Origin of the sequence: Demequina pilifera, assembly GCF_048814985.1 — a bacterium.
Lineage (GTDB): Bacteria > Actinomycetota > Actinomycetes > Actinomycetales > Demequinaceae > Demequina.
Map to the genome: position 1 here is coordinate 433,932 of NZ_JBMDTW010000001.1, position 18,528 is coordinate 452,459.

14 protein-coding genes, 2 tRNA genes and 1 riboswitch are annotated in these 18,528 nt (G+C 71.9%); of the genes, 6 read left to right on the plus strand and 10 right to left on the minus strand.

Translation table 11 applies throughout. The annotated features are described in order from the left end of the window. The first annotated feature begins 38 nt into the window (after positions 1–38). Together ACNI14_RS01915 and ACNI14_RS01920 are read left to right on the plus strand one after the other, a co-directional pair. The gene (locus ACNI14_RS01915; RefSeq protein ID WP_420518240.1) at positions 39–1,019 is read left to right on the plus strand and encodes a hypothetical protein; all 981 of its coding nucleotides are present in this window, start codon (positions 39–41) and stop codon (positions 1,017–1,019) included. A gap of 9 nt (positions 1,020–1,028) precedes the next feature. After that, positions 1,029–1,385 (plus strand): GntR family transcriptional regulator, encoded by a 357-nt coding sequence (locus ACNI14_RS01920; RefSeq protein ID WP_420518241.1) that lies wholly within the window; start codon positions 1,029–1,031, stop codon positions 1,383–1,385. Positions 1,386–1,472: 87 nt separating this feature from the next. Here the strand turns inward: ACNI14_RS01920 and ACNI14_RS01925 are convergent. After that, a tRNA-Ala gene (locus tag ACNI14_RS01925) sits at positions 1,473–1,548 on the minus strand. Between the two features lie 179 nt (positions 1,549–1,727). On the opposite strand from ACNI14_RS01925, the gene ACNI14_RS01930 reads away from it, so the two are divergent. Together ACNI14_RS01930 and ACNI14_RS01935 are read left to right on the plus strand one after the other, a co-directional pair. Continuing rightward, positions 1,728–4,043 carry a glycoside hydrolase domain-containing protein gene (locus tag ACNI14_RS01930; RefSeq protein ID WP_420518243.1) on the plus strand — a complete coding sequence of 772 codons (2,316 nt, stop codon included), beginning with the start codon at positions 1,728–1,730 and terminating at the stop codon, positions 4,041–4,043. After that, the gene (locus ACNI14_RS01935; RefSeq protein WP_420518244.1) at positions 4,040–5,320 is read left to right on the plus strand and encodes a glycosyltransferase; all 1,281 of its coding nucleotides are present in this window, start codon (positions 4,040–4,042) and stop codon (positions 5,318–5,320) included. Before ACNI14_RS01930 ends, ACNI14_RS01935 begins: the two co-directional genes overlap by 4 nt. Before the next feature lie 64 nt (positions 5,321–5,384). On the opposite strand, the gene ACNI14_RS01940 is transcribed toward ACNI14_RS01935, so the two are convergent. Genes ACNI14_RS01940 through ACNI14_RS01950 form a run of 3 tightly spaced genes read right to left on the minus strand, consistent with a single transcriptional unit; the run spans position 5,385 to position 8,250 of the window. Then, entirely contained in the window at positions 5,385–6,392 is a 1,008-nt protein-coding gene (locus ACNI14_RS01940) for a hypothetical protein (RefSeq protein WP_420518246.1), read from the minus strand. Positions 6,393–6,444: 52 nt separating this feature from the next. After that, the gene (locus ACNI14_RS01945; protein ID WP_420518247.1) at positions 6,445–7,020 is read right to left on the minus strand and encodes a GNAT family N-acetyltransferase; all 576 of its coding nucleotides are present in this window, start codon (positions 7,018–7,020) and stop codon (positions 6,445–6,447) included. Between the two features lie 3 nt (positions 7,021–7,023). Next, a complete protein-coding gene (locus ACNI14_RS01950; protein WP_420518248.1) occupies positions 7,024–8,250 on the minus strand; it encodes a molybdopterin molybdotransferase MoeA in 1,227 nt (408 codons plus the stop codon). Positions 8,251–8,375: 125 nt separating this feature from the next. Here ACNI14_RS01950 and ACNI14_RS01955 point away from each other — a divergent pair, with 125 nt between their 5' ends. Further along, the gene (locus ACNI14_RS01955) at positions 8,376–9,002 is read left to right on the plus strand and encodes a 5-formyltetrahydrofolate cyclo-ligase (RefSeq protein WP_420518249.1); all 627 of its coding nucleotides are present in this window, start codon (positions 8,376–8,378) and stop codon (positions 9,000–9,002) included. Positions 9,003–9,011: 9 nt separating this feature from the next. Further along, on the plus strand, positions 9,012–9,215 hold the full coding sequence (locus ACNI14_RS01960) for an FmdB family zinc ribbon protein (RefSeq protein ID WP_420518251.1): 204 nt from the start codon (positions 9,012–9,014) through the stop codon (positions 9,213–9,215). Positions 9,216–9,230: 15 nt separating this feature from the next. On the opposite strand, the gene ACNI14_RS01965 is transcribed toward ACNI14_RS01960, so the two are convergent. The 6 genes from ACNI14_RS01965 to ACNI14_RS01990 all read right to left on the minus strand — a co-directional run bounded on the left by ACNI14_RS01965 (position 9,231) and on the right by ACNI14_RS01990 (position 18,408). Then, a complete protein-coding gene (locus ACNI14_RS01965; RefSeq protein ID WP_420518252.1) occupies positions 9,231–13,496 on the minus strand; it encodes a PDDEXK-like endonuclease domain-containing protein in 4,266 nt (1,421 codons plus the stop codon). 224 nt (positions 13,497–13,720) lie between these two features. Next, positions 13,721–15,646 carry an oxidoreductase gene (locus ACNI14_RS01970; RefSeq protein WP_420518253.1) on the minus strand — a complete coding sequence of 642 codons (1,926 nt, stop codon included), beginning with the start codon at positions 15,644–15,646 and terminating at the stop codon, positions 13,721–13,723. A gap of 114 nt (positions 15,647–15,760) precedes the next feature. Further along, a complete protein-coding gene (locus ACNI14_RS01975) occupies positions 15,761–16,609 on the minus strand; it encodes a diguanylate cyclase domain-containing protein (protein ID WP_420518426.1) in 849 nt (282 codons plus the stop codon). Then, positions 16,609–16,995 carry a DUF7793 family protein gene (locus tag ACNI14_RS01980; RefSeq protein ID WP_420518254.1) on the minus strand — a complete coding sequence of 129 codons (387 nt, stop codon included), beginning with the start codon at positions 16,993–16,995 and terminating at the stop codon, positions 16,609–16,611. Before ACNI14_RS01980 ends, ACNI14_RS01975 begins: the two co-directional genes overlap by 1 nt. 123 nt (positions 16,996–17,118) lie before the next feature. Beyond that, a riboswitch (cyclic di-GMP riboswitch) is annotated at positions 17,119–17,193 on the minus strand. 109 nt (positions 17,194–17,302) lie between these two features. After that, positions 17,303–17,378, minus strand: a tRNA-Arg gene (locus ACNI14_RS01985). Positions 17,379–17,424: 46 nt separating this feature from the next. Then, a complete protein-coding gene (locus tag ACNI14_RS01990; RefSeq protein WP_420518256.1) occupies positions 17,425–18,408 on the minus strand; it encodes an aldo/keto reductase in 984 nt (327 codons plus the stop codon). Positions 18,409–18,528: the final 120 nt, after the last annotated feature.

Sequence of the window (18,528 nt, forward strand, 5' to 3'; positions counted from 1 at the left end):
CTTCGACGCCGGATCATTGTATTGCTGCAATCGGCACCATGAGCGGCTCGCAGACCGACGTCTCCTTTGAGTTCGAGATCCCGACCGACGTGTTCGTCATGGTGATGAACGCGCTCCTCGTCCTGATGGTCACCGCCGTGGCGGTCCTTCTCATCGTTCGGCTCGTACGGACGTGGCAGCCCCGCCACCGGATGCGCGCGATCGAGTCTCTCTCGCGCAGCACGAACCCGACGATCCCCGACGACCTTCGGGAACCCCTCGCAAGCGCAGTCGCCGCCCGTACACGTGGAGCGGTGATCGGGTCGATGCTCTCGCTCCCCGTCGGACTCCACTTGCTCGCCCCCTGGTCTGACCCCCCGCCTTCTTACGGCGCCGCAGGCAGCCTCGTCGGCATCGCGACCGTCCTCGTCGGCACGACGACCGGCGCCCTCGTGGGCGGCCTGTTCGGGCGTCGGTCCACGCACACATCGCACCGCACCGCCCGGATGACGTCCGTGAACTACTCCGACCTGATCGCACCAGTCGAGCGCAGGCTCGTCACCGTGTGTGCGATCGGCGGGGTCGCCCTACCCGGGCTGCTCACGATCTCGACGTCCGCGCCCTGGGTCAATCGAGGCTTGGTGGCCTCCGGGGACTTCCCGCTGCTGCTCACGGCGGGCGTCTTCTCCGCCGCGCTCTGGCTGACGCTCCCCAGCATCGGCCGCCGACTCGCGGCAGCTCGGGCGATACCGGGCGACGAGCCGGCGCTGGCATGGAGCGACGCACTCGCCGCGCGCACCCTTCGCGATCTGGCATACCTCGTCGCCACTGTGAGTGGACTGTCCGTCATGATGGCGCTGATCTGGCTCGGCGCCGCCCTGCCCAGCGAATGGAGCACTGCGATCGGCTTCTTCGGCACGGGCGGCTTCTACCTGAGCATGGTCGGCCTCATTGCGGCGATCGTGGTCGTCAGCGCGCGCCACCCCGAACGCCACGTGCAGCGCACGCTCTGGCCGCAGTACGCGAACGACGCCCAGTAGTCTCAACCCATGCTCGTCGCCATCACCACCGACTCGGCCATCCCGCCGTACGAGCAGATCCGCACGCAGGTGCGCGAAGCGGTCCAGGCAGGAACCCTCGCACCGGGGGCCAAGCTCCCGTCCGTGCGACGCCTCGCCCAGGACCTCGGCCTGGCGGTCAACACCGTCGCACGCGCCTACCGCGAGCTCGAGGCCGACGGCGTGGTCGAGACGCGCGGCCGCAACGGCACCGTCGTCTCCCCCCACGGAGACGTGACCACTCAGGCCGCGCAACAGGCCGCGAGCGCCTACGTCGCAGCCGTGCGCCGCTTGGGGATTCCCGACGACGAGGCCCGCGCCCTGATCGACGCCGCGCTCGGAACCTAGACGCGCCAGCAGTCCGGCAGAGGGGCACCGACAGCACCCCGGACACACAAAACCCCCGGCACCGCGAGGGCGTCCGGGGGCTGCGCTTGGTGGAGCTGAGGGGAATCGAACCCCTGACCTTCTCATTGCGAACGAGACGCGCTACCAACTGCGCCACAGCCCCAAGGCTCAGACAGATTACCACCTCAGGCGGCCGGGATCATCATCGCCCGCAGCCGCCCCGCACACCGCGTAAAGCAATCGTCACATTCCGGCAATGCATCCGGAATCACGGAGGCCTACCGTCACACGTGTGGCGCCAGGAACGTCACCTCACGCCCTGAGCCGTACGAGGAGGCGCCCGTGATCGACAACGTTGACCCGTTCATCGGCGTCGGCCAGACGGACCTCCCCGCACAGTCGGGCCTCGCGGCGACGTGGTGGTGGCCCAAGCCGCAGGTGGGCAACACCCACCCCGGCGCGACGTTCCCGCTCGGCATGGTCTCGGCATGCGCCTACTCGGGCGGCTACCCCACCGGCTACGGCAGCTTCGATCTCTCCACGGAGGGCCTGCCCCCCGCCCTTCCCCAAGCGGCCGATGCGGTCGCCGGCGAGCAGCGCGCGTCCGGCTTCACGCATTTCCAGCAATCGGGGACCGGCGCGATCCGCAAGTACTACAACTACTTCCGGGTCACGCCCATGCTCGAGCCGCTCGACGTGCTGGGCCGCGACTGGGGCATCAGCGACGAGAAGGCGACGCCCGGGTACTACGCCGCGACCCTCGAGAACGGCGTGCGAGCCGAGATCACGGTGGGCCCCAAGAGCGCGGTCCACCGCTACACGTTCCCCGATCACCACGACGCCCGCGTGGTCGTCGACATGTCGATGGGCGGCCTCGCCATCCCGTACGGCGCCACCGTGCCGCTGCGCGCGCAGCTCGAGTCGGTCCAGCCCGGCGTCGCGCAGGGAGAGATCGTCGTCGAGGGCGCCCCGCTCGCCGTGCACATCGAGTGCGACGCCGAGTCGTGGCGCCAGATGCTCTGGTACGACCGCCGACTCATGCCCGGCGGCACGCGCCTGGACCTCGACCACATCCGCCCCACCACGCTGCGTCCCTTCGGCCTCATGTGGGCAGGTCCGGCCGTCGCGGGCCAGACCGTCGAGATCCGCATCGGCTTCTCGCTGCGCGGGGTCGATCAGGCCCGCAAGAACCTGCGCCGCGACTGCGATGACCGCTCCCCCGCCTTCGGCACCCGCCACGAGCGCACCCGCGAGGCGTGGCACGAGCGCCTGGACGCGATCCGCATCGAGGCCTCCGACGAGGACCGCCGCACCATCTTCGCGACGGCGCTCTACCACTCGCTCATCAAGCCGAGCTTCGCGGCCGACGAGAGCCCGTTCTGGCCCTCCAAGGGCCCCTGGGTGTTCGACGTCTCGACCATGTGGGACATCTACCGCACCCAGCTGCCGCTGCTCACGGCCCTGGCGCCCGAGCGCAGCGTCGAGCTCGCGAACGCGCTGCTGACCGTGTGCGAGCAGGAGGGCAACCTGCCCATCGGCTACCGCATGGCGCGCGGCTCCGACAGGTTCGGCCGCCAGGGCAGCGCGCTGGCCCACACGCTGCTGTCCGACATCTGCCAGATGGGCCTGCCCGGCATCGACTGGGACTGGGCGCTGGTGCACATGCAGACGGACCTGCGGCGCATCTACGGCGAGGACTTCCTGCAGCAGGGCTACGCGCACCCCATCAGCCACACGCTCGACCTCGCGTTCGGCTATTGGTGCACGCGCCACATCGCCACCCTGGTCGAGGACCACGACCTCGCCGCCGAGTACGAGCAGCTCGCCACCCGGTGGGTGAACGCCTACGACGAGGACACCGGGCTCCTCAAGGACTCCACGTTCTACGAGGGCACCCGCCACAACTACTCGTTCCGCATCCAGCACGACATGGAGGGGCGCATCGCCCTCGCCGGCGGCGACGAGGCCTTCGTCTCGATGCTCGACCAGTTCTTCGGCTATGGGGCCGATGCGGTGGTCCAGCCAGGCCTCGCACCCGAGCCTGAGGAGATGGCCGAGGGCTACGCCCTGGGCCGCTTCGAGGGCCTCAACAACGAGCCCGACATGGACGCGCCGTGGGCGTACTACTACGCGGGCCGCCCCGACCGCACCGCGGAGGTCGTGCACGCGGTGGTCAACCAGCAGTTCGGCACCGGCCGCGGCGGGCTGCCCGGCAACGACGATTCGGGAGGCCTGTCCAGCTGGTACGTGTGGGCCACCCTGGGCCTGTTCCCGGTGGCCGGCCAGAACATCTTCCTGGTCCACCCGCCGTCCTTCCGCTACTCCTCGATGCCCATGGCCCGCGGCACGCTCACCATCGACACCTCGGGCTTCGTCGAGCCCACCGCCGACTCCCCCGTGCTCTACGTGCAGTCCGTGAGCTTCAACGGCGCACCCGTCACCACCTCGTGGCTCAGCGGCAACGCGGTCCACGAGGGCGGCCGGCTGCACATCTCCTTGGGCCCCGAGCCCAGCGACTGGGGACGCGAGGGGCGGCCTCCGTCGTTCCGACCCACGTCCGCACCGGCGCCGCCCGTGGCTGCGCCCACCGACGACGACGGCACCCAGACCGTGGACCACACCACCGGCGGCGAGCCGCCACTGGAGGAGGCACCATGACCGCGAATCCGTCCCGCCGGCTCGTCATCGTGGTGCGCGCCGATCCGGTGATCTGCGGCCACTCCGGCGAGGCCCGCAACCTCGCCGAAACGGCGCTCACGCGTGGTTTCGACGAGGTGCGGATCGTCACCTGGCCCCTCGAGCGACTCGAGGAGACCGGCCTGCCGCTCAAGCCCCTCGACACCGTCATGCCGTACAGCCCGGGCATCGTCGTCGAGCGCCCCGAACCCGTGGGCGGCTACAAGATCCCCGACGGCCGCTACCTCGCCGGCCTCACCGGCCGGCTGGTCGAGCTGTTCACCGACGGCGTGCCCACCGTGTGCATGTCGCTGTACCTGTCGCCCCACACCATCGCGGTGGCCGATGCGGTCAGGACGGCGCGCTCGACCGGCCTGCCCGTGCGGGTCACCACCATTGCCGAGGCGGTGGGCTCCGACGTCACCGACGTGGTGCGCGCGTGCGTCGAACAGGACCGGTTCGGCGCCGCGGCGCACGTGCTGTCCAGCTATCTCAGCCAGGACGTGTGCGTCGCAGTCTCCGAGTACACCAAGCACGTGATCGTCGAGGCCGCCACCGAGATCGACGTGCGGCACGGGACGTCGTTCGCCGCGCAGTGCCGCGAGCGGATCGCCATCTCCTACCCGGCCATCGACACGGCCTCCTACCTGAACCTCGACGAGGCTCACACCGACCGCGTTCTCGCCGCGCGCGGCCTCGTGCGGGACGGCTACGTGCTGTACCTGTCACGCCTGGGCGCGGCCAAGGGGGTCGACGACCTCATCGACGGCTTCGCCGCCTCGATGGCGGGCCACTCGCTGCGGCTGGTGATCGCGGGACGGGGACCGGACGCCGAGGACCTGCGCCGCCACGCAGCGAGCTCTCCGGCCGCCGAGCGCATCGTCTTCCTGGACGACGTGGGCGACGAGGAGAAGCCGCACCTGATGGCGGCGTGCGCGGCCTACGCGCTGCCGTCCAAGCCGCGGCCGGAGTTCACCGAGACGTTCGGGATCGCGCTCGTCGAGCAGATGCTCGCCGGCGGCGGCCCCGTCATCACCACGGAGACCGGCGGAATCCCGGAGGCGGTGGGCGACACCGCGCTCACCGTGCCGGTCGACGACCCGGCCGCGATCGCCGGAGCCATCGACACGGCGGTGTTGGGTATGGATGAAGCGGCCAGGGCGGCGCACCAGCAGCGGGCACGCGCGCACGCGCTGCAGTTCGACAGGTCGGTGGTGTTCGACCGGCTCTTCGAGAAGGTCGTGGCCGCGGTCGGCTGACCGCAGCCTGCTCGGGCCTCTCGCCCGCGCTGACGCTTGGGCGCTCGCGCGCCTGCACCAGTCCTTAAGCGCTCGCGCGCCGACGGCGGGCGAGGATCTGGTCGAGAGCCGCCGTGGAGGTCGACTGCTCCTCGCTCACGTGCTGCCCGTTCGTGGACTGCGCGGGGGCGTCGTCCGCCCGCAGGTCGCCCCAGCGGGCTGCTCGCTGCTGCGCGACGTCGTAGTCCTCGTCGGAGATGGGGCGTGCCTGGCGCGGACGCACGGAGGACTTGAGCGTGTAGGCCGGGGCGGGCATCTCCTGCGGGCTCCACGGGGAGGGCTCTGCAGTCCGCTCCGCGGGCAGCTCGGGGGCCGGCACCGGGGCGGGGGCGGCGAGCGGCGCGAGGTCCTCGGTGGTGAGCACGCGAATCGCCTGGGTCGCGAGCTCCGACGGCTGGGCCTCGTGTCCGGCGGCCCGCTCACGGGTGACGGTGCGCAGCGCCTGGGTGGCGGTCGCTGCGGCCTCGACCTCGCGTGCGATCGCTCGGGCCTTCTCGTCGGCACGGCGCTGGGCGGCGGCCGCCCGCGCGCCGGTCACGACGATTCCCGCGAACGCTGCCGTCGCGAAGGCCCCCACGAACGGGGAGAGAGTGGTGAAGGCGACGCCGATCCAGGTGCCGGCGGCGACGATCATCGCGGCGGTCGCGACGGTCGCGCGGCGCCGGGCCTGAGCGGCGCGCTCGGCGAGCACGGCTGCGCGGTCGCGTCGCAGGGCGTCGCGCTCTCGCTGCGCATGCACGGCCGCCCTGTCAAGCGGGGTGGCGGGGCGCGACATGGACTCGGCGCGCTCGGATTCGATCCGCGCGGCGCGCTCTCCGCCGGTGCGCAGCAGCGGCACCTCGCCCGAGTCACTGGAGGGCCGAGCAGCGGCGCGCTGGATGCGCTCGGCGGTCGACTTCACGACCCGCATGTCGGAGGAGTAGCGGTCGTCGACGCGGACGAGCGCGTATTCGCCGCGTTCCTTGATGCGCTGCGGCAGAACATACGCGACGATGATGCCGAGCGCGACTATCGCGAGGAGTCCTGCAACCATGGCACGACGGTACGGCGCGGTGGGCACCAAGACCCGGATGGCGCGCGGCGTGTCAGTCACCCTCCGACCAATATCGGCCAGTTCGAGGCTCATCTTGAGTCAGCGCGTACACCCGGTGGTCGCGCCAGTCGCGGTCGATGTGCAGATAGGACGGCCGCAGGCCCTCTTCACGGAACCCCAGCTTCTCAACCACGCGCAGGCTCGCCACGTTCTCCGGACGCACGGCGATCTCGATGCGGTGCAGCCCCCTCCCGAACGAGAACTCGGTGGCCAACGCCACCGCCCGCGGCGTGATCCCGCGGCCTGCGTGGGACTGCGCGATCCAGTAGCCGATCGACCCGCCCCGCTCGGCCCCCCACCGGATGCCGGACACCGCGACCCGCCCCACGAGCACGCCCTCGAACTCGATCACGAAGGGGTAGGCGGATTCGTCGCGCCACTGGCGCCTCTCGCGGCGGACGAGCGTGCGGAAGGTCCCGGACGGCTCAGCGCCCCCAGGCGGGGCGGTCGCCTCCCATTGCTGCAGCCAGGCCCTGTTGCTCTGCCTCAGGTGCCGCCACTCGTACTCCTCGTGCCGTGCCAGCGTGCGCAGCGTGAGGTCCCCCGACGCGACGACCGGCGGGCGCATCGGCTAGCCACCCCACGAGGTGCACTCGACGATGTCCCCCGGGTGAATCACGCTCTCCTCCGGCCCCGACCACACCAGCGCATCGGCCCTCGCGAGGTCCGTGAGCGCGAGCGCATCCGCTCCCACGGGCGTGACCGCCGGCAGGTCGTGGTCCTCACGGTCGACCACCACCGGCATCGCGGTCACGACTCCGGGCGGCACGACCCAGCGCTTGCGCACGCGGGCGCGAAACACCGGGCGCTCGACGTCGGGGTGCCCGCACAGCACCCGTAGCGCCTGTCGCACGTAGGCCTCGAACGCGAGCGCGGCGCCCGCGGGAGCGCCCGGCAGTGCGATCACGGGGATGTCGCGCGACCCGGCCGAGATCGACCCGAGTCCATGCCGGCCCACCGGGCGCAGCTGCAGGTCCACGGTCTCGAAGCCGCCCATGCGCGCGAGCACGTCCGCCACGGTGTCGTGCACGCCGTCGGACAGCCCGCCGGTGGTGATCATCACGTCCGCGCGCACCAGCTGGTCCTCGAGCGTCGCGCGCAGCAGCAGCGGGTCGTCCGGCACCGCGCCCACGCGGTACGCCTTGGCACCGGCCTCCAGCACCAGGGAGGAGAGCATGTGGGTCGTCGACTCGGGCACACCGCCGCCCGGGCGCACCGCGCCGGGCTCGACGAGCTCGTCTCCCACCGCCATGATCACCACGCGCGGGACCGGCCGCACGTGCAGGCGCGAGCGCCCGAGCGCGGCGGCCACGGCGATCTGCCGGGGCCCGATGCGGGTGCCGGCTCGCACGATCACGTCGCCGGCCGTCGCGTCGAAGCCCGCGGGGCGGACCCCGTCGCCAGGGTGCACCGAGTGCGCGATGCCCACCCGCGCGACGCCCTGGTCGGTGTCGCCCAGGGCGACCACCGCATCGGCCCCTATGGGCACCGGGGCGCCCGACGGGATGCGCGCGGCCGCGCGCGGCACGTGACGGCGGGGGGAGCGTGAGTCGAAGCTGACGTCGTGAGAGACCGGAAGCCTCACGGGGTCATCCGGCAGGGCCGCAGCGACGTCGGCGCTCGCCACCGCGTAACCGTCGCGTGCCGCGATCGGCACCGCCGGCATCGCGGAATCGGCGACCAGGTCCTCCGCGAGCGTGGCCCCCGCCGTGTCTCCCAGCAGCACGTCGAGCACCGGACCCGGGGCGAGGGCCTCCGCCACGGCGGTGCGATGGCCGTCAAGGCTCCGTACTGTCACGCGTGCATTGTCTCGCGCCGCGCCGAGCCCCTGCAACCACCGCGCGCCTGCAACCGACTCGCGCGGGCGCCGTCTGTGAGGCACTCGACACGGCGCGTTCACGTTTCTTTGAGACACTGGTGGGCATGACGCCGCAGTCGCACTCCACCCGAGCGCCAGCCCCCGAGGATGTGAAGGCGCAGTTGCGCACTTCCATCCGCAAGGCCCGCCTCCATCGATCCGAGCGCAGGAACGAGGAACTGGCACAGTCGCTGCGAGACCTCGCGCTCGAGGACCCGGCGATCGCCCCGGCGCAGTGCGTGTCCGTGTACGCATCCCGCCCTCACGAGCCGGGCACGCTCCCGCTCATCTGCGCGCTGCACGATCGCGGCGTGAAGGTGCTGATCCCCAGGCTCGGCGACGGCCTCCAGCGGGGTTGGTCGCTCTACCAGGGGGCGGAGGACCTCGTCGAGCGCGCTCCCGGCCGCCCGCCGGAGCCCTCCGGTGAGTTCCTGCCCGCCGACGCGATCCAGGAGGCTGAGGCGCTGGTGGTGCCCGCCCTCGCGGTCGACGCCGAGGGCACCCGCCTAGGACAGGGAGGCGGCTGGTATGACCGCGCTCTCGAGCAGGTTCGCGACGGGGTGCCGATCATCGCATTCACGTTCGCGGCGGAGTTCCGCGGGCCCGGAGAGCTGCGGCTTCCGCGCGAGCAGCACGACGTGCCGGTGCACCGGGTGATCACCCCGCAAGGCACCACCTCTCTTCCCGCGTAGAATGCGCCCATGCCCACTTACGTCTACGCGTGCCGCGCATGCGGCCACCGCTTCGACGCGGTCCAGTCGATCCACGACGATTCGCTCAATGCGTGCCCCGAGTGCGAGGGCGCGCTGCGCCGCGTGTTCGGCACCGTCGGCGTGACGTTCAAGGGCTCGGGCTTCTACCGCAACGACTCCCGCGCCGCGGCGAAGGAGTCCTCGGGCTCCTGACGGCCCGCAGGCCGCTCACCAGTGCGGCGGCCGCTCCCGCTTGATCTCGTCCTCGCGCGAGTCGCCGTAGCTGCCGCCCCATCCCTCGTCGCGGTCCTCCGAGGCGCGCGTGGGGATCAGCGGCCGGTCAGTTCCGCGTGCCCGATCCTTCGCGCTGCGCGCAGGGTTCGTGCCGCCCTGCTTCTTCTGCTGCCTCGGTACGTCCTCCTGCTGGCTCGGTGCGGCCGATGCGCTCGTGGCCACCTTCGGCACGCCAAAGCCCAGTGAGGGCTGGGCGGGCGCGGCGGGGGCCTCTTCGTCGTCCTCGTCCTCGTCCTCGGGCTCGGGCTCGGGCTCGGGCTCGGGCTCGGGCTCGGGCTCGGGCTCGGGCTCGGGCTCAGGCTCAGGCTCAGGCTCAGGCTCAGGCTCAGGCTCAGCGGATTCTGCGCCCTCGGCGTCGGCGTCCGGTTCGTCAGCCTCGACGTCGTCCTCTTCCTCGTCCTCGTCGAACTCGAGCATGCCCGCCACCTCGACGGGCGCAGACTGCTCAGCCCCCGCATCGGCCGTCGTACCGGGCGCGCCGTCAGGCGCGATCGCGGGAGCAACGCGCAGGGACGCGGTGACGGCCTCGGCCTCCGTGGGCGCGCTCTGGTCGAAGAACGCCTCGTCGGACTCCTCGGCGGGAGCCGCGATGTCGATCTCGAGCGACTCCTGGACGTGCGCGGGCCCGCCGCTGTCGAGGGCGGAGGTCACCTGCTCCGCGGCCGCATCGGGATCCATGAAGACGTCCAGGGTCCACAGCGGGACCACAGTCCAGCCCAGCGACTCGAGGGACGTCCGCTGCCACCGCACGCGGTCGCGCAGCGACGCTGAGCCCGCGGGAGCCGCCTCGTCGGTCACCACTGCCACGCGGTATCCGCGGTCGTGACGCCCGCCCACGGCCATGGGCACCGCATCGGGCCCGTTGCCGTAGCGGACGTGCACGCCGAAACCGTCGAAGCGCAGGCGGTTCGCGACGTCGGAGAGCAGCCAGTCGCTCGGCGCGGGCTCGGGCCGCTCCGGCGCGATCGGCTGCTCCGACCCGGCCTGCAGAAGTTCGCGGAGGTCCTCGACTCCATCGCCCTCGTCGCCCACCGCGGGCAGGCGCTCCGCGGCGATGGCACTGAACACGGTGACGTAGGCGCGCGAGGCCACCAGCGCCTGCACGAGCGCCTGGCGTCCCCACGGCTCGGACAGCGCGCCCAGCGACTCCGGCACGTTCCCCCGCGAGTCGCGGGCATAGCCGAGCGAGATGACCACCTCATCGACCGCGTGACCGGCCGCGTCGCCCATCACCTCGACGGGGACCGCCGCCGCGAGGCGCGTGCTGCGCTCCTTGAGCGCCTCGGCGAGGCGCGCGGCGTGGAGGGGGTTGCCCGCGACGACCACGAGCTCGCGGCGTGGCAGCGAGTCGAAGGCCCGGGCCACGTGCTCCGCGACGGCCGCGACCTCCGCGCGCGTCGATTCGACGGAATCGGCCCTCGCGACGGGGGAGCCGACCCCGTCGACCATGCGCAGCTCGAAGCGGCTCTCGTCTCCCGGCGCCGGCAGCGCCTCGATGCTGCGGCCGTACGCGGCGCGGGCGAGCGCCGCAGTCACGCGCACATCCCGACCCTGGGGCAGGGCGTGCAGGGTGACGTGCGGCAGCAGCGCGGCCAGGGACGCGACGGCGGACCTGGTGGCGGCGTGGGCGTCCCCCACGACCACCACCTGCTTGGCACGGGCGAGGGTGGGCACGAGCTCGGCGAGCGCGAGCGACTCCGAGGCCACCACCACCGCGATGTCGAAGGCGCGGGTGGGCGGCGCGAGGCGCGACACCTGCTCTGCCTTCGCCACGACGACGGGTCGCAGGGCCGCGGACAGCGCGCCGAAGTCCCGCCACAGCTCCTTGATGGAGGCGTCCGCACCCTCGACCAGCGCGGCGAACAGGTCACGCGCCAGGTCCGGGTGGCGAGCGATGGCCGAGCGGCGACGCTCCGCGGCCGCGCGCATGAGCGGCCCCACGCGCGCGCCGGAGAAGGCCTTGTCTGACGCACGGAAGTGTTCGACGGCTGCGCCCAGCGCCCCGTAGTCGGTGAGCGAGGGGTCCGTGCGCACGATCGCGTCGAACGCCGCGGCCCACCACGCGAACTCGAGGTCCCGCCGCACCTGGGCGTCGGACGCATCGCGCGCACGCAGGTCGTCGATGAGCGGCCCCAGGCCTGCGGCCACGGGGTCGATCTCGAAGGGTTCGCCGGCGTCCGTGTCGATGGTGCCGGGCAGCCCCTGCGCGAGGCGGTCGAGCTCGCCGACCATCTCGTCCCACGGCACGGCCGCGAGGTCCTCGTCCTCCACGACCATGTGGACGGTCGGCGCGAGCGTGTCCCACATGGCCGATGCGTCGGCGACGCGCTCGGCGAACACGTCGTAATCGTCGGGGACCGTGGGCCATCCGCCCGCGGAGCAGTGCGCGCGCCAACGCAGCGCGAGGTCGTGGGCGCGGACCAGGTCCTCGTGGAGGGTGTCCTTGCCGCGGCCGGGCCGCAGCAGCTCCACGGCGCGGCGCACGAGCGCGCGGCGATCGCGGCGCGGCATGTCGACGTGCCGGGACGAGCCGTGGGGGGCCGTCGCCGACACGAGGTCGTGCAGCGAGCGGTGGAACACGGCTGGCGAGAAGGTCTCCAACACCTCGCGGAGCGCCTCGAACATGCGCACCTGGTCGAACCAGGCGGCCATCGACACGGCCTCGTCGACGCCCGTCTCGTGCGCGGCGATGGCCGCCTCCGCACGCATCTTGGGTATCGCTCGGCCCAGCAGCGTCGCGAGCGCCTCGTCGAGGCCCGCACCGTCCTCGGGATCCGCGTGATCCGCCCACCAGGACTCCGCCTGAGCGCTGGGAGCGTCGTCCTCGACGGGAACCGCGGCCGGCTGCTCGTCGTCGGGCCGCAGCGCCGCCACGAGCGCGGCCGAGACGGAGGCGAAGCCGTGGTCGGCGACCACCGCGCCGGCTTCCTTGCTGAGCCTCAGCGCCGTGCCCGGGGCGAGATCGGCGGTGGTGAGGCGCACGATCGCCTGCACGGCCTCGAAGACGCTCACACCCCACGGGCGATGCGAGCGGTGCAGCGCGTCGAAGCGCCGATGCAGGTCCCCGCGCGCCCGCAGCAGGGTCTCCCCCGCCGCGCGCAGGCCGTCGTCGTCCACCTGAGGCGTGCCCATCGTGATGGACTCGAGAAGGCGCGCCCGCGCATCGGCATTCCAGGCGGGCACGGTGCCGTCGATGACCAGGTCCTTGGCGCCGAGCGCGCGCACCCGGTCCGTGATCGCGCGCAGCGCTCGCTCCTGGCCGCCGACCACGGCGACGGTCTTGCCCGAGGCCGCGCCATCGGCGGCGATCGCCGCCGCCGTGCCGACCACGTCGGAACCGGGAGGGGCCTGGAGAAAGACGTCCCGGCCGGTGGCGATCAGGTCGAGGGCTGCGAACTGGACGTCGTCGAGGTCGCCGATGCCGCGCTCGGCGAAGGGGTCGCGATCTCCACGCGGGAAGGCGGGCAGCGGCTCGCCGAGCTGCGCCTGAGCGTCATGGTCACCCGCGGCCGCGGCCAGCACGGTCGACCCGGCGATGACGGGGTCGCAGTCGTCGAGGTCGTCGAGCAGACGCTGCTCAGGGTCGTCGAACGCTCCCAGCAGCAGCCGATCCACGACCTCGAGATCGTCGCCGAACAGGTCGGTCAGGCCCCGCACGTGCTCCCACAGCGGGCGCGGGTCGAAGTCGCGCCCACCGGCGACCGCGGGCAGCGCCGTGTCCCCGCCGGACTCGCCCGCGCGTTCGCGCACCAGCGTGGTGAAGACGGGATTGACGTGGACGTCGTCGCGCAGCGTGATCTGCACGTCATCGGTGCGGTGGCGCTCGAGCCCGACGGGCCGCATGAGCAGCGGCATCTCGACGCGCTCTCCGCGCTCAGTCCACGCCACGGTGCCGACCACCAGCGCCGCCGTCCAGGCCCCGGTGGCGGCGCGCACGCGCTCCGCCTCCTGCAGGATCAGCCGGCCGCGGTGCAGGCCCGACTCGCGGACCTGTGGGTCGCGCAGCAGAGAGGAGATGGCGGTGGGGCGATTCGCGAACAGCTGCGCGAGGCCCGAGGGGTGGCCGGCGCGGATGTCGACCAGGCTCGCCTGGGTCGCCGCGAGGTCCCTGAGCGGGGACACGGTCGCCCGGTCCTGGAGCTGTTCGCGCCACTCTCGGAGGGCGTCGGCCACGAGCGCGCGCCCGATGTAATCCACCACTCCCCCACGGTATACGTCGGGGTGCGGGATGCCTCGCCACCACGCCGCCCGTCAGGGCGGCACACGGGCGGCCCGCGGCGCCAGAAACGAGAACAGTGCGCGCCCACTTGCACAGCCGGCGCGCACCGTCACCGGGATTGTGGACCTCCGCGAGCGCCGCGTCAAGCCGGCTCTCCGCGCCCGAAGGCTGCGGGAGCCGGCCTGCGCCACGCGCCGCCCTCAGGTCACAGCGAGAAGGCCGCCTCGAAGCCCGCGTTGATGGCGTCGCCGACCTTGGCGGGACGCACGCAGTCCCCGACTGCGACCACGCCCGGCCTGTCGGCGAGCGCCGTGGGCAGGGCCGTCTCGGGCCGCACGCCGAATGCCGAGATCACGGTGTCCGCGGCCACGTGCACCGGCCCATCTGGGCCGCCCACCTTGACGCCGGACTCGTCGATGCTGGTCACGGTGTGTCCCGTGAGCAGCGTGATGCCCGCCTCGGCGAGGTCCCTCAGGAGCGTGATGCGGTTGATCATCAGCAGGTCGCCGGCGATGCCGTCGGCCATCTCGACGACCGTCACGTCGTGGCCGTTCTGCGCGGCCTCGAGAGCGAAGTCAGCCCCCGACAGCCCTCCTCCGCAGACCACGATCCGCTTTCCGAGTGCCGCGCCGAGGTGGGCGTCGATCACGTCGACCACGTTCGGACCGTCGATGCCCGGAATGGGCGGCGCTATCGGGCTCGAGCCGGTGGCGAGGATCACCGCGTCCGCCTCGGCCAGCTCGGGCGAGTCGTCCCGGATCTCGGTCTCCAGGTGGACGGTCACCGGCAGGTCGCGAAGCTGGCGCTCCCACCAGAAGATCATGGAGCGCAGCTCCTTCTTGAACTCCGGCGTGGCCGCGGGCCACAGCACTCCGCCCAGCTGGTCCGACTTCTCGTATACATCGACGGTGTGGCCGCGCAGCGCCGCGACGCGCGCGGCCTCGAGGCCGGCGGGTCCCGCACCGACGACCACCACGTGGCCAGGCGACGATGCGGGGGTCAGCACCCGCTCCCGCTCCATCCCCACCATCGGGTTGACGGCGCAGCCGAGAGCCTTGCCCAGGAACGCGTTGCCCACGCACATCTGGTTGCAGCGGATGCACGGACGGATGTCCTCCCGCCTGTCGTCGGCGAGCTTGTTGGTCCACTCGGGGTCCGCGATCAGCGCCCGGCCGATTCCAGCGAATTCCATCTCGCCGGCAGCGATGGCCGACTCCGCACGCTCCGGCGTGAGGTTGCCGCACCCCAGCACGGGAATCGTGAGGACCTCCTTCATGGCCGCAGCCGCGCCCATCATGCAGTTGTCACCCAGGTAGTACGGCGGGAACACGTAGTCCATCGCCTCGTACGAGCCCTCGTCCGCCATCATCAGGTCCAGGCCGGCGGCCTCCAGGATGACGGCGATCCGCTTGGACTCGTCAGCGGTGCGACCGCCTTCGTATCGGTGGTCGACCGAGAGGCGGAAGCTGACCGGCAGCCCGGGAGCCCCCTCCTTGACGGCGGCGATGATCTCCGTCGCGAACCGGCAGCGGTTCTCCACGGACCCGCCGTACTCATCGGTGCGGCGGTTCCACTGCGGCGACATGAACTGGTCGATCAGGTAGCCCGTGTGGCCGTGGATGTCGATGGCGTCGATCCCGGCTGCGGCGCAGCGCTGCGCGGCCTCGCGGAACCTCTGCACGATGATGGCGATCTCCTCGAGGTCGAGGGGACGGCACAGCACCGATGGGTCCAGCCAGTGAGGGTTGTCCGAGGCGGAGATGGGCGGTCGCTGGGGATCGATGTTGTTGATGTTGCGGCCGAGCCCCGCGGTGAGCTGGACGGAGATCGCTCCGCCGACCGCGTGCACCGCATCCGCGAGGGCCTTCAGGCCCGGAATGGCGGCGTCGGAGTCCACTCGCCCGAGCCCCTCGTTGATGACCTCGTAGTCGTCGGTGACCGCGTTGATGCCAGTGACCACGAGCCCTGCTCCGCCTTCGGCGCGCGCGGCGTAGTACGCGACCTCACGATCGGTGAGGTGGCCGTCGTGATCCCCCATCTCGGTTCCCATGGGGACCATCACCACGCGGTTGCGAAGCGGGAGGCCCGCAAGGGTGGTGGGTTCGAGAATGTGAGCGTACGGAGCCGACATGGCGTCCTCCTACAAGCGGCGGTGGGTGTGGTTCCTCCACGCTATGAGCAGCTCCATCGCCGCTGACGGGACGAACGTCCCCACACATCCGTCGGGCACATGCCTGGGGACGGCTCAGTCGGCGTCGGCGTGCGGGTGGGTGCCTCCCCACGCCGCGTCATCGGCCTCCACCATCTCGACCAGCGACGTGCGGCCGTGACGGTCGGCGCTGTAGAGCACGGACACGCCCCGACCACTGCGCTTGGCCTCGTACATCGCCGTGTCGGCGGCGGCGACGACCTCATCCGAGTTCGCGAAGCCGTCCGGTCCCACGGCCACGCCGACGCTGCTCGTCACGGTATAGCGGTGGTCCCCGAACTCGTGGGGCGGTCGCAGCCCGTCGCTCACGCGGTGCGCGACGGCCAGCGCCGCCTCGCCCGAGGCGACCTCATCGAGCAGGACGAGGAACTCGTCCCCGCCCACGCGAGCGGCGGTGTCGCCTGCGCGCAGTTCGGCCGTGATGCGCCGGGCCACCTCGACCAGCACCTGGTCGCCGGCGGCATGCCCGTGGCTGTCGTTCACCGTCTTGAAATCGTCGAGGTCCAGGAACAGCACCGCGAAACCGCTCGTGCGCCTGTCCGCGACGCTGAGCCGATGGTCCAACCGATCCCACAGGGCCGCGCGGTTCGACAGCCCCGTCAGGTCGTCCTGCATCGCTCGGCGACCGAGTTCTCGACTGGCGCGCGCGAGCTCCGCCGTGCGGTCCGCCACGCGGCGCTCCAGCTCTTCGTACGACGCCTCGAGCTCCTCCCCCAGCGAGTTCACGCCCGCCGCGACCGCGTCGACGAGGTCGCCCGTGCGACCGACGGAGGCGCGGGCGTCGAAGTTCAGTGCCGCCAGCTCTTGGATGACCTCCACCACCTCCTCGAGGCGGCGCTCCCTCTCGGACGCGCCGTCCCCGTCCGGCGGCACCGCGCGGGTCATCACACCACGTGCTCCCTGAGCCAGGCTTCGGCCTCGGCCCTGTCTTCGAACAGACGGACCGGCACCTCCGGCTTGCTCACGTTGATGAAGAACGTCGCCATCATTCGACTCAGAGGATTGCCCACGATCAACGCGACAGCGGACACGATCCCTTGCCTGCGGACGTACTCCATCCGCGCCGCGCGGTCCTGGGGACCCGCGTGCGTCGTGTCCACCAGCAGCGGGGCGGCTTTGCCGCCGGTGAGCTCGGTCATCGCCTCGATCGTCGCAACCGCGTCCTCGAGGCCCGAGGGGACGTGCGGAGCCCACTCGATCTCCACCAGGCCGTCTGGCCGAAGCCAGATGCGGAACTTGTCATGGGTGATCTCGGGATGCTCGCCGGTCATCGCGTCACGACCTGGCCGAGCACGCCGGTGCCGGCAATGGTGGTGCGGGCACGGCCTCGAGACTGAGGAGTCGAGGCGGCGGCAGTGCGGCTCTCGGACGTGGCGTTCACAGTGGTTCCCTTGTTCGGTGGCCCGGCTGACCCCGTGGGTCCCGTGGCTTTGCGTCCCCGCCTCGCGACGGGTTTGCCTTTTTCGTTGCTCTTCGCACTATACGCCCGGTTCGCCGCGTCTCAACGGGCTCCGATGTGAGATGCGACACCCTCACTGCTCGGCGACGCCTCATGGTTCTGTGAACGGAACCAACACCTGGTGCGCCTGGGCAGATTCGAACTGCCGACACCCGCTTTAGGAGAGCGGTGCTCTATCCCCTGAGCTACAGGCGCGCGGGACACCGACCAGGGTACCGGCACCCGCGCACACGGAGGAATCTCACCACTTCGCGTGCACGTGCTCCCGGATGCGCTCGTTGTAGAGGTGGGCGAGTGCGGCGAGGGTCTCCTCGTCGAACTCGGGCATGTCCGCCGCCGCGGCGTTCGACCGCGCCTGCTCGGGCCGCGAGGCGCCGGGGATGATCGTAGAGGCGCCCACGGCGCCGATCCACGCGAGCGCGAACTGGGCCGTGGTCCAGCCCTCGGGAGTGAGCTTGGCGACCTCACGGGCGGCCTCCACTCCCACCTCGTACGGCACGCCCGCGAAGGTCTCGCCCACGTCGAACGCCGCGCCGTCGCGGTTGAAGTTGCGGTGGTCCTTCTCGCCGAACGTGGTGTGCTCGTCGTACTTGCCGGTCAGCAGTCCCGAGGCCAGCGGGACGCGCGCGATGATGCCCACCCCGTTCTCGCGTGCGACGCCGAGCACGTGCTCGAGCGGCTTGCGACGGAACACGTTGAGGATGATCTGCACGGTCGCGATGTCCGGATCCCGCAGGGCGTCGAGCGCCTCGTCACAGGTCTCGACCGATACGCCGTAGTGCTCGATGCGCCTCTCCTGCTTGAGGGTGCGGAGGTCGTCGTAGGTCTGCGGGTTCGCGAACACCTCCGACGGTGGGCAGTGCAGCTGAACCAGCTCGAGCGTGTCGACGCCGAGGTTCTCGCGCGAGCGGTCGGTCCAGCGGCGGAAATTGTCGAGGGTGTACTGCGACGCCTCGTGCGGGTCAGCGCGGCGGCCCATCTTCGTGGCGATGGTGATGCCCTCCGCGCCGCGGTCCGCGACGAAGTCGCGCAGTGCGCGCTCCGAGCGGCCGTCGCCGTAGACGTCCGCGGTGTCGAAGAAGGTGACGCCCGCATCGGCCGCCGCGCGCAGGATGTCCTGCGCCGTGTCGTCTGCGACGTGAGACCAGTCGGCGCCCAGCTGCCAGCAGCCCTGGCCGATGAGAGAGATGTCGCGGCCGAGCCGCGGTACGAATGAGGTGCGCATGTCTCCACCCTAGGGGTCACCATGGGGTCCGTGCGACCCGGCAGCGGCCGCCACCTGACGCAGGCGTCGCGGCGGCGCCGGACGCGGGTCCTGGCGCACGCGACGCGAAGACGCCGGTGC